The 22,604-nt window shown below is 52.6% G+C and carries 23 protein-coding genes and 1 other RNA gene; 13 read left to right on the forward strand and 11 right to left on the reverse strand.

The genetic code is table 11. The annotated features are described in order from the left end of the window. Positions 1-125 precede the first annotated feature (125 nt). From CHH75_RS08715 to CHH75_RS08730, 4 genes are all read right to left on the reverse strand, one after another. Positions 126-1,502 carry an MATE family efflux transporter gene (locus tag CHH75_RS08715; protein ID WP_095263989.1) on the reverse strand — a complete coding sequence of 459 codons (1,377 nt, stop codon included), beginning with the start codon at positions 1,500-1,502 and terminating at the stop codon, positions 126-128. A gap of 334 nt (positions 1,503-1,836) precedes the next feature. Continuing rightward, complete coding sequence (locus CHH75_RS08720) at positions 1,837-3,015, reverse strand: putative glycoside hydrolase (RefSeq protein WP_095263991.1); 1,179 nt, start codon at positions 3,013-3,015, stop codon at positions 1,837-1,839. A gap of 288 nt (positions 3,016-3,303) precedes the next feature. Further along, entirely contained in the window at positions 3,304-3,498 is a 195-nt protein-coding gene (locus CHH75_RS08725) for a hypothetical protein (protein ID WP_095264046.1), read from the reverse strand. Positions 3,499-3,675: 177 nt separating this feature from the next. After that, the gene (locus tag CHH75_RS08730) at positions 3,676-4,497 is read right to left on the reverse strand and encodes a YitT family protein (RefSeq protein ID WP_095397966.1); all 822 of its coding nucleotides are present in this window, start codon (positions 4,495-4,497) and stop codon (positions 3,676-3,678) included. A gap of 287 nt (positions 4,498-4,784) precedes the next feature. Here CHH75_RS08730 and cshA point away from each other — a divergent pair, with 287 nt between their 5' ends. Next, positions 4,785-6,362: a degradosome RNA helicase CshA gene (cshA, locus tag CHH75_RS08735; protein WP_095263993.1), complete on the forward strand. Its 1,578-nt coding sequence runs from the start codon at positions 4,785-4,787 to the stop codon at positions 6,360-6,362. Between the two features lie 259 nt (positions 6,363-6,621). On the opposite strand, the gene CHH75_RS25035 is transcribed toward cshA, so the two are convergent. Next, the gene (locus CHH75_RS25035) at positions 6,622-6,732 is read right to left on the reverse strand and encodes a sporulation protein YjcZ (RefSeq protein ID WP_196426406.1); all 111 of its coding nucleotides are present in this window, start codon (positions 6,730-6,732) and stop codon (positions 6,622-6,624) included. Positions 6,733-6,906: 174 nt separating this feature from the next. Between CHH75_RS25035 and CHH75_RS08740 the strand changes: the two genes are divergently transcribed. The 3 genes from CHH75_RS08740 to CHH75_RS08750 all read left to right on the forward strand — a co-directional run bounded on the left by CHH75_RS08740 (position 6,907) and on the right by CHH75_RS08750 (position 8,482). Next, complete coding sequence (locus tag CHH75_RS08740; protein ID WP_095263994.1) at positions 6,907-7,710, forward strand: YesL family protein; 804 nt, start codon at positions 6,907-6,909, stop codon at positions 7,708-7,710. A gap of 43 nt (positions 7,711-7,753) precedes the next feature. Continuing rightward, positions 7,754-7,945, forward strand: a non-coding RNA gene (gene ssrS / locus CHH75_RS08745) — 6S RNA. A gap of 144 nt (positions 7,946-8,089) precedes the next feature. Beyond that, positions 8,090-8,482: a DUF1499 domain-containing protein gene (locus tag CHH75_RS08750; RefSeq protein ID WP_095263995.1), complete on the forward strand. Its 393-nt coding sequence runs from the start codon at positions 8,090-8,092 to the stop codon at positions 8,480-8,482. 116 nt (positions 8,483-8,598) lie between these two features. Here the strand turns inward: CHH75_RS08750 and tpx are convergent, their stop codons facing one another. After that, a complete protein-coding gene (gene tpx, locus CHH75_RS08755) occupies positions 8,599-9,117 on the reverse strand; it encodes a thiol peroxidase (RefSeq protein WP_095397967.1) in 519 nt (172 codons plus the stop codon). Positions 9,118-9,235: 118 nt separating this feature from the next. On the opposite strand from tpx, the gene CHH75_RS08760 reads away from it, so the two are divergent. Both CHH75_RS08760 and gltC read left to right on the forward strand, forming a co-directional pair. Then, a complete protein-coding gene (locus CHH75_RS08760) occupies positions 9,236-9,865 on the forward strand; it encodes a rhomboid family intramembrane serine protease (RefSeq protein WP_095398000.1) in 630 nt (209 codons plus the stop codon). A 73-nt stretch (positions 9,866-9,938) separates the two neighbouring features. After that, complete coding sequence (gene gltC, locus CHH75_RS08765; RefSeq protein ID WP_095263998.1) at positions 9,939-10,871, forward strand: glutamate biosynthesis transcriptional regulator GltC; 933 nt, start codon at positions 9,939-9,941, stop codon at positions 10,869-10,871. Between the two features lie 102 nt (positions 10,872-10,973). Here gltC and CHH75_RS08770 read toward each other — a convergent pair whose 3' ends face one another. Then, the gene (locus CHH75_RS08770) at positions 10,974-11,654 is read right to left on the reverse strand and encodes a zinc metallopeptidase (RefSeq protein ID WP_095264000.1); all 681 of its coding nucleotides are present in this window, start codon (positions 11,652-11,654) and stop codon (positions 10,974-10,976) included. A 41-nt stretch (positions 11,655-11,695) separates the two neighbouring features. Then, positions 11,696-12,151: a MerR family transcriptional regulator gene (locus CHH75_RS08775; protein WP_230875621.1), complete on the reverse strand. Its 456-nt coding sequence runs from the start codon at positions 12,149-12,151 to the stop codon at positions 11,696-11,698. Between the two features lie 332 nt (positions 12,152-12,483). Between CHH75_RS08775 and CHH75_RS08780 the strand changes: the two genes are divergently transcribed. Genes CHH75_RS08780 through CHH75_RS08790 form a run of 3 tightly spaced genes read left to right on the forward strand, consistent with a single transcriptional unit; the run spans position 12,484 to position 15,762 of the window. Continuing rightward, positions 12,484-13,878, forward strand: a complete 1,395-nt coding sequence (locus tag CHH75_RS08780) for an ammonium transporter (RefSeq protein ID WP_095264002.1) — start codon at positions 12,484-12,486, stop codon at positions 13,876-13,878. Between the two features lie 58 nt (positions 13,879-13,936). Then, on the forward strand, positions 13,937-15,025 hold the full coding sequence (locus tag CHH75_RS08785) for a DUF294 nucleotidyltransferase-like domain-containing protein (protein ID WP_095397968.1): 1,089 nt from the start codon (positions 13,937-13,939) through the stop codon (positions 15,023-15,025). Next, positions 15,022-15,762: a 3'-5' exonuclease gene (locus CHH75_RS08790; protein WP_095397969.1), complete on the forward strand. Its 741-nt coding sequence runs from the start codon at positions 15,022-15,024 to the stop codon at positions 15,760-15,762. The genes CHH75_RS08785 and CHH75_RS08790 overlap by 4 nt, the downstream gene beginning before the upstream one ends. Here CHH75_RS08790 and CHH75_RS08795 read toward each other — a convergent pair. Continuing rightward, positions 15,744-16,292, reverse strand: coding sequence for a M67 family metallopeptidase (locus CHH75_RS08795; protein ID WP_095397970.1), 549 nt, complete (start codon positions 16,290-16,292; stop codon positions 15,744-15,746). The two genes, CHH75_RS08790 and CHH75_RS08795, sit on opposite strands and share 19 nt — an antisense overlap. A gap of 104 nt (positions 16,293-16,396) precedes the next feature. On the opposite strand from CHH75_RS08795, the gene CHH75_RS08800 reads away from it, so the two are divergent. After that, a complete protein-coding gene (locus tag CHH75_RS08800; RefSeq protein WP_095397971.1) occupies positions 16,397-16,945 on the forward strand; it encodes a TlpA family protein disulfide reductase in 549 nt (182 codons plus the stop codon). A 133-nt stretch (positions 16,946-17,078) separates the two neighbouring features. Here the strand turns inward: CHH75_RS08800 and cimA are convergent, their stop codons facing one another. Beyond that, positions 17,079-18,695, reverse strand: coding sequence for a citramalate synthase (gene cimA / locus CHH75_RS08805; RefSeq protein WP_095397972.1), 1,617 nt, complete (start codon positions 18,693-18,695; stop codon positions 17,079-17,081). Between the two features lie 188 nt (positions 18,696-18,883). On the opposite strand from cimA, the gene CHH75_RS08810 reads away from it, so the two are divergent. From CHH75_RS08810 to CHH75_RS08820, 3 genes are all read left to right on the forward strand, one after another. Beyond that, positions 18,884-20,185 (forward strand): DNA polymerase IV, encoded by a 1,302-nt coding sequence (locus CHH75_RS08810; protein WP_095397973.1) that lies wholly within the window; start codon positions 18,884-18,886, stop codon positions 20,183-20,185. A 206-nt stretch (positions 20,186-20,391) separates the two neighbouring features. Next, positions 20,392-20,631, forward strand: coding sequence for a ferredoxin (locus tag CHH75_RS08815; protein WP_095264012.1), 240 nt, complete (start codon positions 20,392-20,394; stop codon positions 20,629-20,631). A 292-nt stretch (positions 20,632-20,923) separates the two neighbouring features. After that, entirely contained in the window at positions 20,924-22,339 is a 1,416-nt protein-coding gene (locus CHH75_RS08820; RefSeq protein ID WP_095397974.1) for a L,D-transpeptidase, read from the forward strand. Here the strand turns inward: CHH75_RS08820 and CHH75_RS24810 are convergent. Then, positions 22,336-22,473, reverse strand: a complete 138-nt coding sequence (locus CHH75_RS24810) for a hypothetical protein (RefSeq protein ID WP_176475501.1) — start codon at positions 22,471-22,473, stop codon at positions 22,336-22,338. The genes CHH75_RS08820 and CHH75_RS24810 overlap by 4 nt on opposite strands. Positions 22,474-22,604: the final 131 nt, after the last annotated feature.

Consider the following 22,604-nt stretch of genomic DNA (forward strand, 5'->3'; position numbering starts at 1 on the left):
AACAAGGTCGAGGACAGGGGCTGATCAGCCCGATCCTCGACCTTGTTGTTTGTTGGCTTGTTAGCCGCGCCGTGCAGCGAAGCGCCGATGACAACCGACGATCGGCGCGGACTGTGCGAATGAGATCAACCTTGGCTTGTGTTCGTGCCGCTGGCCTCGCGCTCGAACTTTCGCTGAACTTTCACCAGCCGCAGCAGCATCAGCGTGGCCCCGACGGCAAGGCCGGTAATGAGTCCGATCCAGTAGCCGAAGGCCTCTAGTTCTGTGAAGTTCGCCAGCACGTACCCAACGGGCAGTCCGATCACCCAATAGGACAGAAACGCGAGCACAAAGGCCACATTTACATCCTTGTAGCCGCGGAGCGCACCCTGTGTCGGGGTTGCGATGGCATCTGAAATCTGGAAGAAAATCGCGAACAGCAGGAACTGCTGAATAAGCGCGATAACCTCCGGCTCGCTCGAATACAGCCCGGCAACCTGACGCCCGGCGACGAGCAGAATGATCGCGGTTGCCAGCGAGAGCAGGACAGCAAGGCCGATGCCGAGCTTGGCATACTGCCGGGCATCCTTCATACGGCCGGAGCCTGCTTCGAACCCGACCACAATCGTCAAGCTCATGCAGATGCTGAGCGGCAGCATATAGAGCGTGGAGGCAAAGTTCATCGCCGCTTGGTGTGCCGCGATCGTCATAGTGTTAAAGCTGCTCATGAGCAGGGTTACCGCAGCGAATACGGCGGTCTCGAAGAAGATCGAGAAGCCGATGGGCACCCCGATTTTCATAATGCCTTTCCACGCGCTGAGCGATGCCTTGCTAAGCTTGCGGAACATGCCGAAATCGGAGAACGGATGAACTCTATGGACGATCAGAATGGTAATCATCAGAACGATCCAGTAGGTGATCGCCGAGGCGACACCCGCGCCTACACCGCCGAGTCTCGGAAAGAACCACAAACCGTAAATGAACATGGCGTTCAGCACCACGTTCACCGGCAGCGAGATCAGCGTAATGATCATGGATGTGCGCGTCTGCCCGAGCGCATCAATAAAGCTGCGCAGTACGGTATAGGCAAACAGCGGGATGATCCCGAAGGAAATGGCCGTTAAATATTCGATTGCCACGCGGTGCACCTCGGGCTCGAGACGCATGCTGTTCAGAATGGAAGGAACAATCGCATAGCCTGCGCCAATGACGATCAGAGCCAGCGCAGCCGAGAGCCAGAGCGCCTGATTCACCTGATAGGGCACTTCCGCTTCCTCGCGCCTGCCCATAAGCTGAGACACGATCGGGGTGATGCCGATCAGAATGCCGCTGAGACCGGTCTGGACCGGAAGCCAGAGGCTGGTGGCGATGGCGACGCCGGCCAAATCAACCGAGCTGAATCGTCCGGACATGTTGGTATCAAAAAAACTGATGGCTGACAAAGCCAGCTGAGTGATCAAGATCGGAATCAAGATAATCGCAAACTGCTTCATCTTGCCGCGCATAGTCGTGGTTTGCAACATTAGAAATAGCCTGCCTTTGATGTAGGATGATGATGAACGAGATGTGCTGCACAAAAAAATCACACTCCCTGCAGTCATCATGGGAGATGAGCTGTAAGGAGCGCTTGGGTCTGAACGTATATGCCGGCTATCGCCGAGCCTCTATTCACGGACATCATATCCATATATCCATGCAAGTTGTGTTCATCGTTTCGTATGCAGCCAGCAATCATCATATCACATTCATTGTTAGCTATCTACCTGATTATTGTTAAAATCGTGAACAGGGAGAGGCGCGAGCACGCGGACGAAAAAAAGCCCGGCCGCCCAAGGCAGCCGAACCTGTCATCGCTTCTTAGTGGTCAACGCCTTCCGTATAACGGTTGGAGGCGTTCCAGAGCAGATATTCGTCCACATTCGTATCCTTCAGTGCCCGGATCTGCTCTTCAATTTCAAATTTCCCATACTTCGTATAATTCCCGCTGCCGAGCCAGCTGGCTGTGAAATCCTGAATCCAGGGCCTGATGATCGGCTTTTTCTCGCCAAGCTCATCCAGCTTCTTGTGCGTATCCTCCATCGAGCCTTTGATGACCTGATACGGCGCCTTGTCCGGCGTTTGTGATCCGTACCAGCCGGCTGAATAATGGCTTGGATACACCATCGGGCTGATGACGTCGACATTTTTGGATATTTTGACAAAATCCTGACCGATGCCTTCCGCTGCCGGAACCGAGGCGGCATAACCGAAGATGTCGACAGACACCCGGATGCCCATCGGGGCCAGCTCCTCGCGCGCGTACTGCACAAAATCCGCTACGACATCGACCCGGGACTGTTCGGTTTTGGTGTACTTGAGGGAATCGGCTCTTTTCTCAAATCCCTCGGGGAAACGGACATAATCGAACTGGATCTCTTTAAATCCCAGCTTGGCCGCTTCTTTGGCGATTTCGAGGTTGTATTCCCATACTTCGCGCTCGTATGGATTGACAAAGCTGTCACCACCGCCATTTTTCCATACGGTGCCGTCGCTCTTCCGGAAGGAGAGCTCGGGATTTTTCTTTGCCAATATCGTATCCTTGAACACAACGACTCTGGCGATCGGATAAATATCATGCTTCTCAAGCCGGTCCATCAGCTGATGGATGTCTTTGATGAAGGGCTGTGAATCCCCAAGCTCAAGCAGCTTCGGATTGTCGGTTTTGTACGTTATGTAGCCCTCGTCATCCTTGATGTCGATCACCATCGCATTCAGCTCGGTGTCGTCGATCAGGTTGATGAGCTGATCCATTCTGGAGCCGCCTGCGCTGTAGGCGGTTACGTAAACGCCCTTCACTTTGGGGGCATCTGCCTGCGGATCGATTTCGGTCGTGTTCTGCTTGACGCCAGGCTTTCCTGGAACCTGCTGCTTGCTTTGGATGACGGCGGAGGTAATGGATGATTGCATGATGGTGGAAAGCGTGTCCTCACGCTGATCTGTCCCCGTTACGCCAAAACCCGATGAGGCCAGGATGATGAAGGCCAAGATGATGTTCATATTATTCCCTCTCCCTTGTGTACGTTCAATCAAATTATAATGGAATGGAAGAAACGAAAAAGAACAGGATTGTTACATTGTACTGTATACTGTGCCGTATGTACTTTGTCTTTAAACGGGGAAATGGTGGTTCAAACGTCAGCCGGGGCGGGTGAGCCATCTGGAGGAAGAAAAAAACCCCCGCGTGGCAGGGAAATATAGAGGCAACAAAAAATGCCGCTACCGCCGGGAACATCCGGACGAATAACGGCATTTTGTAATGCAATCATGCAATTGTACGTGTAAAAATTAGTGAAGCGGAGCTTGGCTCTGGTGCTCACAAAGGCTGTACTGAATGATCTCCAGCGCATCCTCCTGTTCGAGGATATTCAGCCCGTCCCTCAGAACAATCATGGAGTTGAGTTCGTTTTGTCTGAAGAATGGGATCATCTCCGGGAACCACTTCATAACGATCTGTGACAATCTTACCGTTTCCATTTCCATCAAAATCACCCTTTCCTTCCTTGAATGTTAGGTTAGGCAGGACGTCTTCAGTAAAACGGAAAAACAGATAAAAATGGGCCTGGGGATGGTGCCTGGCTCAAGCTTTCTTAAGACTATTGTAGGAACACCGCACCAATATTATACCACAAAATTAACAATTGCTCATCCCTGAGGGGATCAGTTGCGCCTAAATTGTCCCATCACAGCAACGGTTTCGACGACATTCACAAACGCCTCGGGGTCTGTCTCAGTAATGATTCGCCGCAGCTCAGCCAGCTCATAGCGGGTCGTAACGGTCATCAGCATATCTTTTTCCCGATGGGTAAACGCGCCCTCGGTTTTAATCTTCGTGACGCCTCTAGGCCGCTGCAGCAGCTTGCTCAGCAGTGCTTCGGTCTGGTTGGTGACGATAAATACCGTCACTTTGATATGGCTGATATGCAGCAAATCAATCATTTTTCCGCTGACATAGATGGAGACCATCGAGGCCAGCGCCAGATTCCAATCCTGGTCCAGGTAAGCGACAGCCAGGATGACGATCGCATTCAAGGTAACAAGCACGCTTCCGACCGGGAAATCCCGGTACTTGGTCACGAGCGAGCCGATAATATCAAAACCGCCTGTCGAGCCGCCCACGCGGAATGACAACCCGGTGCCAAATCCGACCAGGACGCCCCCGAAGACGGAGGAGAGCAGCATGTCCGTAGCTACAGCCTGTACCGGAATCAACTCCAGGAACAGGGTGGTGACAATAACAGAAAAGATACTCAGCACGACAAATCGTTTCCCGAGCTGAAACCAGCCGGTCACCAGAATCGGGATGTTCAGAACAAAATACATGAGGCTGACGCTGAGTGGTGAAAAATAAGAAATGAGCAGCGCGATACCGGATACGCCCCCGCTGAGAAGGTGGTGGGGGATTAGAAAAAGATTGAATCCGGCCGCGATCACAATCCCTCCAAACAGGATTGCAGCATAGGTCCATAGACGCTTCAACATAGGAATCACCTCCCGGTTATTATGACTTTCTTAAGCTTGATGGTATTCCGGTTTCGTTTTGTGATATAATGTATTGGATATTCTTGAGTAGTTCGTTACAATGAAAACTTTGCAAGGTATCAGGATGATTATACATTATTGCCTGCCATTTACCAGGCGTATGAGAGATATACTTGGTTGCACCATGCAGAAAATCCTGCTGGCCGGGAAAGCCTATAAACGTTACCGCTACTTGAGAATACAGATAAGAAAGTGGGATGCCCACAGATAGAAGGAGTATGAACCTATTGAAAAACTTCGCAGATTTTGGTTTGGAGCCACGCGTGCTCCAAGCGATTACCGAGCTTGGCTTTGAAGAAGCCACGCCGATTCAGGCGCAATCGATTCCTATTGCCCTGACAGGGAAGGACATGATTGGACAAGCACAGACGGGGACCGGTAAAACGGCCGCATTCGGCCTGCCGCTAATCCACAAGATTGCCAAGGAAGAAGAGCGGATCGTCGCTCTCGTTATGACCCCAACCCGTGAGCTTGCCATTCAGGTTGCGGAAGAAATCGGCAAACTGTCCCGTTTCAAAGGCATTCGTTCATTAGCAATTTATGGCGGTCAGGATATCGGCCGTCAGATCCGGGCTTTGAAAAAGAAGCCTCAAATTATTATCGGCACGCCGGGTCGTTTACTTGACCATATCAACAGAAAAACGATTCGTCTTGACGACGTGCAGACGGTTGTTCTGGATGAAGCGGATGAAATGCTGGATATGGGCTTCATGGACGACATCCAGTCGATCCTCAAGCTCGTGCCGGAGGAACGTCAAACGCTGCTCTTCTCGGCCACGATGCCGGCGAACATTCAGAAGCTCGCTTCCCAGTTTCTGAAGGATCCGGAGCATGTATCGGTGATTCCGAAGCATGTTAGCGCGCCGCTGATTGATCAGGCTTATATCGAGGTTCCTGAACGCCAGAAATTCGAGGCGCTGAGCCGGCTGCTGGATATGGAGTCTCCGGAGCTCGCGATCGTATTTGGCCGTACCAAGCGCCGGGTGGATGAGCTGGCAGAAGCGCTCCAGAAGCGCGGTTATTCTGCAGACGGACTTCACGGTGACCTGTCCCAGCATCAGCGGGATACCGTAATGCGCAAGTTCCGTGACGGCAGCATTGACGTTCTGGTTGCAACCGACGTAGCTGCGCGCGGACTTGATGTATCCGGCGTAACCCATGTTGTGAACTTCGACCTTCCGCAGGATCCGGAAAGCTATGTACACCGTATCGGCCGTACAGGGCGCGCGGGCAAGGAAGGAACGGCCTGGTCGTTTGTTACACCACGCGAGATGGATCATCTGTATTTCATCGAGCGCGTGACGCGTCAGCGCATTCCGCGCAAGCCGCTGCCTACGATGGCTGAAGCGATTGAAGGCAAGCAGCGCGTCATCGCCGAGCGTGTGCTTGAAATTATCGAGCAGGGAGAATTGACCGAATACAAAGGTCTTGCGATTCAACTGCTTGAGCAGTATGATTCCGTACAGCTGCTGGCAGCTGCGATGAAACTGCTCACCGGTGACAAGAAGGAATCGGTGGATATCCATCTGACACCGGAAGATCCGATTCGCGCGAAGCGCCGCAAGCCGGACATTCGCAGCGGACGCAAGCCGAGCGGCGGCTATGGCGGACGCAGCAACAGCGGCGGATATCGCCAGAACCGCGAAGGCGGCGGCAACCGCGGAGGATACTCCAAGGGCGGTTACAACCGTGATGGCAACCGCAGCTACGGCAGCCGCGACGGCAACCGCAACAGCAGCGACCGCAGAGAGCGCAGCTATAGCGGTGGAGATCGCCGCAGCAGCAACCGCAGCGGAGACGAATAAGCCGCGCTGAACGAATCAGTAGAAGGCGCATGAACACGAGAGGCGCCGAAGTCAGGCTCTGCAACAGAGCGATGGCTTCGGCGCCTTTTTTTTACATAGTTATAGTCTAACCGGTTGCTGCAAGGCTTGTTCGTCAGCCGCCAATGGTACGAACACAGAAAAAAGACGAAGCCCGGTCCGTCAAGACCGTCTTCGCCACATGCTTGCCCTTGAAATCATATATCCAAACCCTAGTAACGTTTATAATTGATAGGATTCGTTATACCCAGAAAGCACGCAGAATGATAACCAGAAGAATGAAGAGAACAAGAACGATGCCAGTCGTTCCATACAGTCCAGCTCCTGCTCCATATCCACCAACACAAGACATTGAAACTCCTCCTTCATCTTTAAGGATTGCTGCTTGGTTATGGTTCATATTATGAGAAGCTGCGGAATCCGGTTTGGACGTGTACCCAGACGCTATAAATTAGGCACTGGTCACGGGCAGGGCAAATAAGGTATATTTATAGATACATGCATGTTTAGTGAGGAGGAAAAAGACTTGGAAATGAAAGGAGCCATGGGTGGCTTATACAGGCTCACCGAATGGATTACCCGTATCGCTTTTTCAAATGTGCTGTGGGTTCTTTGCACATCGCCTTTCCTGTTTATTCTATTGACCAAGTACTTGATGGCGGTTCAGACGCCGGAAGCCCATAATGAGCAGCTTCTATCGAACTGGATTTTGGCCATTTTGTCGCCTTTTGTACTGTTTCCTGCCACCGCGGCCCTGTTTACGGTTGTCCGCAAGTGGGTTATGGGCAATCCGGATGTATCCGTATTCAAAACGTTCTTTAAAGGGTACAAAGAGAACTACAAGCACAGTATGATTGGCGGTATTGTGTATACGCTTCTATTCGTTATTATGTATGTTGACTATACCGTCTACATGACTCAGCTGGAAGGCTTCCAGCTTGTCGGCATCGTGATGCTCGTGCTGCTTCTGGTGGTGTTTGTATCGCTGTTTAATTTCTTCTCGATGACGGTTCATTATGAGATGAAGATTACACAGATTCTGAAAAATTCGATTTTGCTGACACTGATTCGTCCGTTTCGGGTGTTCTCGACGCTGGCGGGAAGTGCGGTTCTGATCTATATAGGTTTTCAGATGCCGGTGCTCTTTATGTTCTTCCTGTTCTGTCTGATCGCACTGCTCGCCTTCTTTAACTTCTATGCCACATTTATGAAAATGCAGGAGCAGCAGGAGAAGATGAGACTCGCAGAAGAAGAGAACACTGAGACGGAGCAGGAGCTGCTGGACAGCGCAGATTCCGTCAAGAAAGACCGGAAAGAGTCGAAATCCTAGAACACTTAGTTTACTTTTTCTAAAAAACCCCCTATAATAAGACTACATCCTGCGATGTTCGTTTCGGTTTTCCGTTGTTTTGAACCAATGACGATGTCTAGGGAGACTCATATTGAATCGTGGCTGAACAGCCCTGTCACTCAAGACAAGGGGAATTCATAAGCGTTTCTGCGGTCACCCACCTGCTATAGCAGGTTCGAAGACAATGATACCGGACGGCATAGGCGGGTTTCGTACAACGAATGAATGGGCATCTCTTATTTCGGAATTTCGAAATAAAGAGGTGCCTTTTTGCTGTATATAAAGGTTTGCTGAAAGCATAAACAATGTTAAACTAGAGTATGGAAAGGAACGGTCATTTATAAAGGAGGAACGGTCTTTGTCATTAAAACGAGTTCTAATCGGTATCGTGCGCAGCTATGACGGCACAAGCGACCGTGCTAAAGATCCAAAGCTGAAAACGCGGTATTACAATCTTTCAAAAGAAAAGTGTTTTGAAGAGGTTTCCTCGACCCTTAAAAAAATTCCAGGCTACAAAGTGCTCCATGAAGTCAAGTCGGTCGGAGAAATTACACTAGAGAAAAAAACGTCGTTTGGCCGTACGCTGGATATCACGGTCTCTGTGCTTGGGATCAATCCGGTGCGCAGTGCGGTGGATATGTATTCGGCTTCCCGCGGTTCCCTGGGGGATCTCGGAGCGAACTACCGTGTAATTTTAAATCTGTTCTCCGTTCTGGATAAAAAGCTGAGCAAGTATAAAGTGGAAGCGTAGCTGAGTATATATACATCAATCGGGCAACAGGCTGCTTTCGGTATAAAGATTAAAAAGCGGGAGAGCTTCTCCCGCTTTTTAATCAAGTGCACGTATTTATGTAAACCGCCAGCGGCTTAACGAAGCGCCTTCACGGCTTCCACTGCAGCTTCATAATTCGGATGCTCGGTCATTTCGCTCAGGTATTCCACATAAGCGATTTTGTCGTTCTGATCCAGAACAAAGATCGAGCGCATGTCGAGCTGGAATTCCTTGATCAGGACGCCGTACGCTTCTCCGAAGGAACGGTTCTTGTAATCGGACAGCGTTACGACACGATCAATGCCGGCCGCACCGCACCAGCGTGCTTGGGCGAATGGAAGATCAACGCTGATGGTAATGACAACGACATCATCTCCAAGTCCGGCAGCTTCTTCGTTGAATCGGCGTGTTTGCGCATCACAAACGCCGGTATCCAGAGAAGGCACAACGCTGATCAGTTTGATTTTTCCGGCAAAATCTTTCAGGGATGCGTCCTCCAGCAGATTTTTGCTCACCGTAAAATCAGGTGCTGTATCACCGACCTTAAGCTCCGGGCCGATCAGTGTGATGGGATTACCTTTGAATGTGGCAGCTCCCGAACGTTCTTGAGCCATGAATATCTCCTCCTTGTTTCTTTGAAATTTGGTAATTGGGTTCATGGTACATTATAATCTTTTTAAAAAGGGAATGTCCACAAGGATGATCCAAGGCCGGCTTGGATGGGAGGATGCTATGATATTTATTCGTTATGAAAATTGGAAGAGCTATCTGCGTTACTATCCGGTAACCGTTCTTCTGCTAATTGCCAATCTCGTCATGTTCATCATTACGTCTTTTGATGGCGGATCAAGAAATTATGTAACGCTGCTGAAGTATGGCGCCGCATCGGATTTGCCGCAGGTTAGCGGGGAGCTGTGGCGCTTATTCACCGCGATGTTCCTCCATAACGGATTTGACCATCTGCTGTTCAACAGTTTTGCACTGCTCGTATTCGCACCGCCTCTGGAGCGGATCATGGGCAGCTGGAAATACGTATTGCTTTACCTGGCGAGCGGCGTGCTGGGCAATGCGATCGGGCTTGCTTACTACACCCGGCAGCTGGACCACTACACCTTCCTCGTCGGGGCCTCAGGCGCGATCTATGGCGTATATGGCGCCTATCTGTATATCGCGCTGTTCCAGCGTCATGTGATGGATGAGGCGTCGCGCAAAATGCTGTACACGCTGCTTATTATCGGGGTTGTTTTCTCTTTTGCCCCGGGAATCAGCATGGCAGGTCATATCGGTGGATTGATCGGCGGATTCTTTATATACGGGCTGATGATTCGTCTGTTCAAGACGCGAACTTCAGATATGCCGTAGTGCCGCAATTGGTTGGGAAAGTTGCAGGATATATTAAGTTTTCTAGGGAAATGAGAATGGAGCGATCAAGATCGTGGAATTAAGACAGTTGCAATACTTTGTAAAGGTTGCGCAAAAGGAACACGTTACCCAAGCGGCAGAGGAGCTGCATGTGGCCCAGTCGGCAGTCAGCAGGCAGATTCATCAGCTGGAAGAAGAGCTGGGTGTGAATCTGTTCATGCAGAAGGGGCGGAACTTGCAGTTAACTCCGGTAGGCCAGCTGTTTTGCAAACGGGTGGAAGGCATCATGAAGGATCTGGACCGGGCTGTGATGGAAATTCATGAGTTTCTGGACCCTGAACAAGGGGAGGTTCGGATTGGATTTCCCCACAGTCTGGGCATTCATCTTATACCGTCCATCGTAGCCGAATTTCGGAAGAAGTACCCGAATGTGAAATTTCGGTTCAAGCAGGGGATGTTTCCAACATTGATACGCGATGTCATCTCGGCTGAGGTGGATCTTGCTTTCGTATCGCCATTTCCGGACCGCCATGATCAGGTGGATGGGGATGTGGTGCTGACAGAGGAGTTGTTCGCGATTCTGCCGCCCAACCATCCGCTTGCGGGTGAGGAGTCGATCAAGCTGGAGCAATTGAAGGAAGAGCGCTTTGTGCTCTTCAGCAAGGGCTATTCGTTGCGGCCGATTGTATGGCATGCCTGCCTTGAAGCGGGATTCACGCCGAAAATCGCCTTTGAAGGCGAGGAAACCGATACGATACGCGGGCTGGTTGCGGCGGGCATGGGTGTAAGCCTGCTGCCGGAGATGGCGCTCTTTCAGACGAACCCGCTCCAGCCTGCGAGGGTTCGCATCTCGGAGCCGAAGGTGACGCGCTCAATCGGTCTTATTCACCGGGCTGATGAAAAGCTCCCTCCCGTAGCCCAGGCATTTCGGAAGTTTCTGCTTCAATACTTTGGCCTGGATGCGACTTCCAAGGAGACTCAGAAAAAACCGAAAAGTCCATCATAGATGCATGAAAAAAGAAGGGAAGCGATCCTGCAGCTTGCGCTGCGAGAATCGCTTCCCTCTTTCGTATATGCAATGACCGGAATCATTGTTGCAGTTAGATCCTTATTCGCGATTGCTGGTGAAGATCATAATGTAACGAATCAGCTCAAGCAAGGAGATCAGCGCGGCAGCCACATACGTCAGGGCAGCTGCGTTCAGCACTTTCGCTACGCCGCGCTCTTCGTCATTGGCGATGTATCCTTCTTGGATCATCAACTGGCGAGCACGGTTGCTGGCGTTAAATTCGACCGGCAGTGTCACGAGCTGGAAAGCCACGGCAGCGGAGAAGAAGATGATCCCGAGGCCGATGAGATTCATGGCGCCAAACAGGAAGCCAGCAATGAGCAGGAACGGTGCAATACCAGAGGCAATGTTCACGACCGGGAACATTTTGTGGCGGGCAACCAGCATCGGGTAATGTTCCTGGTGCTGGATGGCATGGCCAACCTCGTGACAGGCAACCGCTACGGCGGAGATGGAGCGCTCGTAGTATACCGGTTCAGACAGGCGGACAACCCGGTTGATCGGATCATAGTGGTCAGACAACGTGCCTGGAACCGGCTCGACAGGAACATCATGCAGGCCGTTGGCGTCCAGCAAACGTCTGGCGGCGTCGTAGCCTGTCATCCCGGTGCTTGTTCCGACTTCAGCCCATTTCTTAAAGGTGCCCTTGACGCGGAATTGAGCCCACATCGAGAAGATAAAAGCGATAATAATCAAAACGAACATGCCGTCAAAGTACATTTATCATACCCCCATATTCAGTATATTGTGAGACTGGCATTTCATGACATGGACGTGAACTGATTGATCAGGATCTGCAAAGATTGGATGCAAGCAGCCCCTTTGGGAAGAATGCTGGCCAGTGCCTGACGCTTCTGACTAGGCTTCATTTCACGCAGGATCGGGCTTAGCTCCTTCACTTCGCGTTCGAGCTGCTTTAGATGAATTTCAAGTTGAGTGAGCTTGTCGGTCATATCCTGATCTCCGCCGAGTGATCGCCACTGCTCTAGCCTCTCCTTGATCTCATCTAATGTATATTTCTCCTGCTTCAATTGATTAATACGTTTGAGCGTATCTAACGTTTCAGTGCTATACAGCCGGTAGTTCTTCATGGTTCGCTTCTCCGGTGCAATCAGACCGAGCTTCGTATAATAATCGATGGTTCTTTCACTGATTCCGGCAGCCTTCGCAAGTTCGCCAATCCGAAAAAGATTGGTGCTTGCACTCATAGTCCCCATTTCTTCTCACCTCACAGGCCTTGAGTAATTGTCATGAATGAAACTGCAGTTTCCCTATCATTAAAGATACATGATTCGGAACCATACAGTCAAACGTCATGCTTCTACCTTTAATATAGCTGGAATCACGGTCAATGAGAAGTTGTACGATATGTACTTTTTATGAACTTGATTTGCACTGTAAACGCTTAATGTTATATTTCATTACATAAAAGACGCTTTTCGGACTTTTTTTCAAAAAAAATCGTTGCCATTTTGAAATGTCGCCCCTATAATGACAATATGAAATCAAGGAGATGTTAAGTAAGTTAACACAAAGGGGAGTGTAAACCATGAAGAAAAAATGGCTAAGCTTAATGATCGGATCGCTAGCTTTAGTAGCGTTCCCGGCCAGTGCTTTCGCGTCGGATGCGGGGGCTTCAACTCTGGAACTGACAGGCGGTTTGAACGCATTGTTCGTCTTCTTGGCGGCATTGCTGGTGTTTTTCATGCAAGCAGGCTTTGCATTGCTGGAGGCAGGTTCGGTCCGCATGAAAAATGCCGGTCACGTGGCAGGCAAAACGTTCCTGACATTCGGGATTGCCATCCTTGCATTCTGGACATTCGGATTTGGTCTCGGATTTGGTAATGGTAACAGCTTCTTCGGAACCGAGGGCTTCTTCCTGAGCGGTGACAGCATGGTCGGCTCGTTCGATTCCGTAGCGGGTGATGTGCCGCTGACGATTATGTTCCTGTTCCACCTGTCCTTTGCGGCAGTATCGCTGGCGATTGCCAGTGGCGGTATGGCTGAGCGTGCGAAGCTGAGCGTATATATCGTCTTCGGATTGCTCTTCACGATTATTATTTATCCGGTTGTCGCTCACTGGGTATGGGGCGGAGGCTGGCTCCACGCGATGGGCATGCAGGATTTTGCCGGCTCGACGGTTGTTCACCTTACCGGTGCGACAGCGGCTCTGGTGGCTACCATTCTGCTCAAGCCGCGTCTTGGCAAGTACAACAAAGACGGCAAGCCTAACAGCATTCCTGGTCACAACCAAGTCTTCTCGATTCTCGGTGTATTCATTATCTGGATTGGCTGGTTCGGATTTAACCCGGGCAGCACGTTGTCCGCATTGATGGACGGGTTCTTCGGCTTCGTGGCGATGAATACGAACATTGCGGCTGCCGCAGGTGCGGTTGCAGCGCTGCTGGTGTCCTGGGCGGTTCTTGGCAAGGCGGATATTCCTAGCATGCTGAACGGTATTCTGGCCGCCTTCGTTGCCATCACAGGCGCTTGTGCTTTCGTTGAGCCTTGGGCTGCGATCGTGATTGGTGCGGTAGCCGGGATTATCACCTTCTTTACGGCTCAATGGTTCGACCGCAAAGGTATTGACGATCCGATCTACGCTTTCTCTGTACACGGTGTAGCCGGTATGTGGGGCGCGGTATCCACAGGGTTGTTCGCTTCTCCTCGCCTGGTCGAGATTACAGAAGTCGGCAAGGCAGGTCTGTTCTACGGCGGTGGCTTTGGTCAGCTCGGCGTACAGATTCTGGGTCTGGTTGGTGCGTTTGCATTCGTACTCGTGATTTCGTTCATTATCCTGTATCTGATGAAGATTACGATGGGCATCCGTGTAACGGAGGAAGAGGAATTGATGGGTCTGGATATCAGCGAGCATGGCACGTATGGTTATCCGGAGCAAATGAAACTGCTGACAGAGTCGGAAGGCAAATCAGCTAAAGCTTGATCCGCATGCGGATAAATGCGTAATTGGGACATAGTTCTTAGATAAAGGAGGCCGTGGCATGAAACGACACAATTCCGTCCAGCTGTTTCCGGAACTTTCGGAATTGCAGACAGCAGCAACGGCCCGGCAATTGCGTGAAATGCGGATCATCTGTCAAAACAAGCTGCTGGATATGCGCAGTTCCATGGAGCTTAAAGCATGGGTTGCATCGGTCAATCTGATGCATGATCTCATCGGACAGCGCGCTGCAGCGATCTGTGAGCACGACATGTGGGAGGCTGGCTTTGGCCGGCCTCCTGCACGTTATGCTTTTGTTGCATTTGGCAGCGGTGGCCGTCAGGAAGCGACGCTGTGGAGCGATCAGGATAACGGTATGATTCTGGGCGATGAGTTGAAGGAGGATGAGCTGCCGTTCTTCCGTGAGTTTGGCCGGCGGCTGTCCGGCATATTGGAGCTTGTGGGCTATCCCAAGTGCTCGGGAAAGGTGATGTGCTCGGAGCCGTTATGGAGCAAGCGGCTTGCGGAATGGACGGAGCAGCTGAGGCAATGGACGGATCAGTTGGAATGGGAGCCGGTGCGCAATTTCATCATCGCCTCCGATCTGCGGTTTATCGCTGGGGATCCAGGGCTGACAGAGGCGTGGATGGAGGCGTACAGGGCCATCGTTGAGCAGCGGCCGGACATCGCCAATGCCGTTCTTCGCAACACCGTCAAGCATAAGGCAACCCTGAACGTGATGGGCCGAATCGTCACCGAGCGCTTTGGCGAACACGCGGGTGAGTTTGACGTCAAGTACGGCATGTACATTCCGCTGGTGAACAGCATCCGGACGATGGCTTTGCAGCGTGGAATCGTCGAGACCTCGACCTTGAAAAGGATGGAGAAGGTCATTCTGCTCGAAGGCGGGAACCTGCTCCTTGAGAGTGTGCAGCGTGCTTTCGTGACGGCTTTGCGGTATCGGAACGATACGCCTCATGCCGAGGAGGACGGTCTGGTTGTCAGCAGCGGATACTTGCCGCCGGAGCAGTTGAAACTTAAAAATGTGCAGTACGAGCTTCGCGACACCCTCGGGGTTGTCCGCCGCATACACCGCTCACTTCAGCGTGAGCACCGCTTAGCGGAAAGAGCGGAAAGGAGGCACCTATGACCGATCCGGTACGCTCTGGAGGGGGCTTCTGGCGCTCGCTTCGCTCCGGCGGCTTCAACTCGGCTCTGTCGTCGATGCGCGGAGCCCAGACGGCACAGCAGATGGCCTTCATCCGTTCCCAAATGAAAGATAACCGCAGGCCGGAGGAGCTTGGAACGCCGCTGGATGAGCTTGAGGTTATCGTGTTCGATCTTGAAACGACGGGGTTCAACCATCAGCACGGGGACGAAATTCTGTCCTTCGGTGCAATCAAGGTCGTCGGCAACCACGTGCTTGAATCGGAAACGTTCCATATGATAGTCAACAGCGGCGTGAGGGTGCCTCCGGTCATCACGGAATTGACCGGGATTTCACAGAAGATGGTGGATGATGCGCCGCCTTTAATGGAGGGGCTGCATGATTTCATGGCTTTTGTCGGGGGCAGGGTTCTTGTCGCGCATGCGGCAGCGCATGACCGCGGCTTCTTGAATGCGGCTCTGTGGAAAACATCCAAGGTACGATTGACCCACCGATTGCTGGATACGATGATGCTTGCCCAGCGGCTGTATCCGGAGCTGAGGGATTTCAGCCTGGATGAGCTGCTGCGGCACAAGGGCATCCCAGTGGAAGGGCGTCATCACGCCCTCTCCGATGCCAGCATGACCGCCCGGCTGTGGGCGAATTATATTAGAGAGATTCAGCACCGCGGCTATGCGGAAACGCTGGGAGATATGTATGTTTATCTAAGCGAAGCATAAGGCACAGGCTGGAGATGATATCGCTGCGCCCTGCAATGCGCAGGGGAAGGGGCCGCTGGCCCGGCGTTGTCATTCAGATGGCCGATGCTGCCTGAATGATCAGGCAGCGTCACTTCGTAGGTTGCAAGCTTGAGCCGGAAGCCGTCGGAGACTCGGAAGGGGGTCCCGATGGCGTAAATCCGGAGCAGGCTCCCGAATGCCTCTAGCTCGGCCAAGTCCTTGGCGGATGGCTCGGGCGGAGTATGCGGATGGCTGTGAAACAATCCGACCAGATCCGGTCTCGTCAGGACGACGGATGTCCACTCGGCGGGATGGAGAGTAAATGCATGCAGCGGTTGATCCGCTGTATTTTTTATGGGGAGAAATTCGGTGACGGTGATGAGGCCGCCGTTCGCATCGTACCCGAGCAGCACGCCGCAGGCTTCCTCAGGATAGCAGGTCCTCACATGATCTTCGATCCGCTTCAGAACGGAGCACGGGAATTCAATTCTATGGATGCTGCCGGACGGGTTGCTCATAGTCTCCTCCATTTTCGAAATGATCTTGTTTTAAAAATGATGGCTTTCAGGGTACAATATAGGATAGGATGTGACAAGTGATAACCTAATAACCTAACGCAAAGGATACTCTACCTATGAAACGTAATCTGATCATTCTGGCGGTGCTCCTGCTGGCTGCAGGGGCGGTCATATATAATCAGGCCGGGCCGGAAATCAAGGCCGTCTTCATGGAGGAACCCCTTCCTACCGAAGTGGGAGCCAGGGACGGGCTGCTGGCACCGTCGTTCACGCTGAAAGGCATGGATGATGCGACCTACAGTGCCGGCGGGCAGCGAGACAAAGCGATCATCGTGAACTTCTGGGCTTCCTGGTGCGATCCCTGCAAGGAAGAAGCGCCGGAGCTGATGAAGCTGGCGGCGAAGTATGAGCAGGATTTGGACGTTTATGGGGTCAATGTGACCAAGTATGATAATGAAAAGAACGCACGCGCTTTTGTGGAAGACTACGGATTGACCTATCCGATTCTGTTTGACCCGGATGGTGAGGTGTACGAGCAGCTGTACAAAGGCAAGGTATTCCCGACCAATGTGCTGATTGACAAAAACGGCGTCATTCAGGAGATCATTCTCGGAGCTCCGCGGCCGCAGGACCTGGAGAAGAAGGTAGCCAGACTTATTCGTTAATCGCTCGTTGTATTTTTATCCCTTTACGTGCCTTTCGCATGGAGAAAAAAGCAGGCTCCTCTGGATGTTGGAGGACCTGCTTTTTTTTACGGTTATGCATGACTCATCGCACTCATTCATGTCCGGATCAATCTTAGTGGTTCACAAGCCCTTGCGGAATTTGCGTTTCCGATACATGCTCTGGCGTGATCTGTCCGAGCAGGGCGTAGCGCATACTGTCCACCAGCGCTTCCCAGCTCGCTTCAAGGACGTTGCTGGATACGCCGACGGTGTTCCAGGAACTCTCGATGTTCTTCGATTCGATCAGCACCCGAACCTTCGCGGCGGTAGCATCTTTGTCATCCAGCACGCGCACTTTGTAATCCGCCAGATGCATTTCCTTGAGCGTTGGGAAATACTGTACGAGCGCTTTGCGCAGCGCGTTGTCCAGCGCATTGACCGGACCGTTTCCTTCCGCGGCGGTGTAGATGCTCTCCCCAGCCACTTTGATTTTGACAAAAGCTTCAGAGACAACCGGTTGACCGGCCACTTTCTCCACCAGCATCTTGAACGATTCGAAGGTGAACAGCTCCTGCAACTGGCCGTCCGCTTCACGCAGCAGCAGCTCCAAGGATGCATCGGCGCCTTCGAATTGGTAGCCTTGATGCTCAAGCTCCTTGATCTTGCCGATAATTTCCTTGGCTTTCTCGCTGCTTGGATCAAATTCAATCCCCATGTCATGCGCCTTGGATACGATGTTGCTCTGTCCGGCAAGCTCCGATACGAGCACGCGCTGCTTGTTGCCGACCTTCTCCGGCTCGATATGCTCGTACGTTCTCGAATCGCGCAAGATGGCCGATACGTGAATGCCGCCTTTATGGGCGAATGCCGCATTGCCGACATAAGGCTGGTTGACCGGCATGTTCACATTGGCGATCTCGCTGACATAGCGGGCCGTGCTGGTCAGATTGCGAAGGTTGTTCTCCCCGATGCAGTCATAACCGAGCTTGAGCTGCAGGTTCGGGATGATGGAGCACAGATTCGCGTTGCCGCAGCGTTCGCCGTAGCCGTTCATCGTGCCCTGCACCTGACGTACACCGGCCTGGACGGCGCTTAATGTGTTGGCCACAGCCAGCTCGCAATCATTGTGGGTGTGGATGCCAAGATTGGCATCCGGCAAAATCGACGTCAAGGAGGTGACGATGTCCGAAATTTCGTTCGGCATGCTGCCCCCGTTCGTGTCGCACATGACGAGCCAGTCCGCCCCGGCTTCGTACGCTTTGGTCATGACTTGTGCGGCGTAATCCGGATTGTTCTTGAAGCCGTCGAAGAAATGCTCGGCATCGAAGATGACCTCAAGTCCTTTTTGTTTCAGGAAAGCGATGGAATCATAGATCATGGCCAGGTTCTCTTCGAGCGTGGTTTGAAGCGCCGTATGCACATGGAAATCCCATGATTTCCCGACCAGTGTCGCTGCGCTGACGCCGGACTCCACCATCCGCTGCAGATTGGCATCCTGATCGGCCACTGAGCCCTTGCGCCGGGTGCTTCCGAACGCAGTCACCTTCGAGGTCAGGCCAAGCTCCTTCACTCTTTTGAAAAATTCGATGTCCTTGCTGTTGCTTCCCGGAATACCGCCTTCAATATAATGAACTCCAAGCGCATTCAGCTTCAAGGCAATTTTGACTTTATCGTCCGCTGACAAGCTGATTCCTTCGCCCTGTGTACCGTCGCGAAGTGTCGTATCAAAGATGGATATGGACTTAGACATAATGTCCTCCTTTTGGATATCCGGGATGGACCACGGTAGTGATATAATGATGTATTATAGCATTTCTTTGCGGGAAAGTAACAGAGTATGTGAAACTTTTAAAGCGCTTTGTTTTCTTGACCCTTGCCAGAGGCAGGGGTATGCTGAAATCAGCCGTAACGATATCATGATTAAAGAGGGTTTGTTTCATGGGACATATTGATGAACATTATCCGGCGAATGGCCGCGTCATTCTTCATGTAGACATGAATGCCTTTTATTGTTCCGTGCATGAAGCGGAGGAGCCGGAGAAGTATCTTGGCAAGCCGACTGCGGTCGCGGGGAGCACCGAGCTTCGCAAAGGCGTGATCGTCACATGCTCCTACGCTGCCCGGGCCAAGGGAATCCGCACCGGGATGAACGTAAGGCAGGCGCTTCGTCTGTATCCGGACCTGATCATCATTGCGCCGGATTTCCATCTGTATCGCAAATATTCCCAAGCGTTTATGAATATTGCTTATTCCTATAGCCCGCTGCTGGAAGCGACGTCGATTGACGAGTGCTACCTGGACATTACCGGCTCGAAGCAGTTCGGAACCCCGCTTGATATCGCCCGGGAAATCCAGGAGCGCATCGGAGAAGAACTGTCCCTGCCGTGCTCGATTGGCATCGCTCCGAACAAGCTGCTGGCGAAGATGGCGTCCGATATGAAGAAGCCGCGGGGTCTGTCTGTGCTGCGCATCCGCGATGTGCCGAAGCTGCTGTGGCACAAGCCGTGCATCGAGCTGTTTGGCATCGGGGCCAAAACCGCAGAGAAGCTGAAGAAGCTGAATATTTACACAATCGGTCAGCTGGCTGCAGCCGACGAGAGCTTGCTTATCCACACCTTCGGCGTGACCGGCTCCTGGATGAAGAGGGCGGCTAACGGCATCGATCATGCGCCGGTTGTCGCGGAGCGCGAGCAGAGCAAGTCCATCGGGCATACAACGACGCTGCCGCATGATATTACAAGGCTTGAAGATGCGAAGCGTGTGTTCCTCAACTTGAGCGATCAGGTGGCACGGCGGCTTCGCCGACAGGGTCTGATGGCATCAGGCGTCCAGATTACGCTGCGCACGCCCGATATGAAGACGATTACCCGTTCCAAGCAGCTGCCAACTCCGACCGAGAATATGGAGGACATCTACAGGGAAGCCTGTCTATTGTACGAGCATCATTGGCGGGAAGAGAAGCCGCTGCGCCTGCTTGGCGTCACGCTGCAGCAGCTGACGCCGAAGGAGGCGTCGGCGATCCAGCTCGACTTGTTCGAATATGAGAAGCAACCGCGCAAGGAGTCGCTGACCAAGGTGATGGACGAGCTGCGCAACAAATTCGGGGAAAGCGCCGTGCTGACCGCCGGCATGCTTAGCGATGATCCCTCGGCGCTGATTCGCAATCACAAGCGGAGGGGAACGTCCCTGCAGATGGATTTTGCCAGAGAGCGAAAGCTGGACGATGATGACGGGAGTTAGCATGCCGCTTCGGGAATCGGCCGCGTCCATATATGGTAGCTGCAGGCGGCTGAAATCGGGATTTGCCAAATGCTAAAATCAATATATTCAACAGAATTTCATTTGTATTCACAGAAAAATTGTATTAATATATGTAGAAGTGATGGGACTCACAATCATCTGGACAGGATGATGTGATGCTATAGATATACAGGAGGACGAGAGATATGGCGAAGTACACTTGGGTAGATAAAGACACCTGCATCGCTTGCGGCGCTTGCGGCGCAACGGCACCCGATATTTACGATTACGATGATGAAGGCCTTGCAGAGGTCATTTATAACGGCGACAACAACCGCGGAATCACAGAGATTCCTGAGGATATGTACGACGATATGCAGGATGCGTGCGACGGATGTCCAACCGACTCCATTCGCGTAGCTGACGAGCCGTTTAACGAAGAATAAGCGACGGCTATTACGGCATTCGGCTTTCGACCAAGGCATCAAGTTTATACCACCGGCACTCATATAAGACGTCTCCTGCTAGCGGGGACGTTTTTTTATTATGTTGAATGTCATCTCATCGGCTCGACCTGCAAGTCACGAAAGGGAAAAGGTTATGAGTAACGGGCTGTCCGTAAACGCTTCTCACAACTTAAGAGGGGTGTTTATTATGGAGGATATGCGGGTTCATACATATTATGCGGCAAGCTGCCGATATACAGGTATAGATGAATGAGAAGTGGAGGTTCTGGATGTGAAGAACTCGCTGTACCTCAAACGATATGTGGAAATGCATCCGGATAACAAGATGGCATGGTACTTGCTGGGGAAAGAATACGAGCAGGCCGGGGAGCAGGGCAAAGCCAACTACTGTTACAACCGGGCTGAGGAAGTATATGAGGCTTTTGAGCTGAGCAAGGTGCCTTCTGATATATGGAAAAATTACGAGGCTAGACTGCTGCAGATGGAGAAGGAGAGAGAGAAGCGCCGCCGCAGAATGAGACGCATGCTGCTGGCGCTCATGCTGCTTCTCCTGGCCTTCATCCCTGCGGTCAAGGCGCCCGGCGTCCCGAGCTCGCCCGAGGAAATTCTCGCCTCGATCAACAGCCTTGAGCTGGCCGATCCGGGTGCAGACCGCGAAGCGGCGTCCCCTTCGCGGCGGGGGCCGCTGTTTACCGCCGTAGCTGCGAAGGCGCTGGCGGCGGGCGCTGGCGGCGGTCCCGAAAGCACGGGTCCGCTGCCGGCGCTGCTGTCCAGCCCGGACCAGCTGCCGCCGTGGTCGGTCGCGCTCGGCATGGAGCGCTCCGGGGACTGGCTGCGCTGGAGCCGGGATATGCCGCGGCTGTATGGCGTGCACCGGGCTTCGTCCGGGGCGATCGCCATCGAGCCGTATGAAGGAGCGGCGGCGGAATGCGTATGCGAGCCGGCCGACAGCTCGTCCCTGAAGCAGGCAGCCGCGAAGTGGGCGGACCTGCAGCTGGAGACGGCTGTGCTGAGCGAGGCCGCAAGCCAATTTCGGGCGCGGCATGGTCGGCTGCCGCACAGCCTGGACGAGCTGACGCAGCCGTTCCCGGACAATTGGCTGGCCGGCAGATCCCCTGCGATGGAAGCGATGTTCGATCCGCTGATGGAGCATCTGGCCGGCCTTGCAGGGCGTCCGGAAGAGGACGGCGGCGAAGCGCCGCTTGGGCAGTGGGGCACTTCCCCGGACGGGCTTCCGTACTTCACCGAGCCGCTTGAAGTCATTATCGACCGCAAGCATCACCGGCTGGCGGTCGTAAGCGGCTCGATCCTCATCCGGAATTACGAGGTTGGCCTGGGCGGTGCCAAAACGCCGCTCGGCCAGTTTCAAATCGATGTGAAGGTGGTCAATCCCAACGGAACGACCAAAGGCCCCTACGGCACACGGGGGATGCAGCTGTCAGATACCGATTATGCGATTCACGGCACCTATGACCTGGACAGCATTGGCGCGAACGAGTCGGAAGGCTGCATTCGCATGAGCATCGCCGATGTCGAGGAGCTGTTTGATCTGGTGCCGATGGGCACGCCGGTGAAGATACAGGATGGGGGACTCCCGGGCGAGCGGCTTGTCCCGAAAGAGCGCTTCAAGCTCAAGCTGGCCAAGGGGCAGCAGAACCCAAGCGAGGAGTACCACTGGCTGGATTAAGGCTGGGCCAGAATAATGAGAATGATGATCAGAAGAATAAGAAGAGCGATGCTTGAGCCGATCCACCACAGGGCTTTCTTGTTGACCTCTTCTTTTTTCTGCTGTAATACTGGCGGTTTTCGTTTGGATGCCAAGATGCTTCCCCTCTTTCTTAAGGATTTATGATACCCCTTACATTTTATAAGGTTTGTCCCGAAATTGCTATGATCACGATTCTCTCTTGCGGGGCCGAATGGAACGTTATAACTTTCTTTTTTTGATGGAA

The sequence above is a fragment of the Paenibacillus sp. 7541 genome (assembly GCF_002276395.1).
Classification (GTDB): domain Bacteria; phylum Bacillota; class Bacilli; order Paenibacillales; family Paenibacillaceae; genus Paenibacillus_AQ; species Paenibacillus_AQ campinasensis.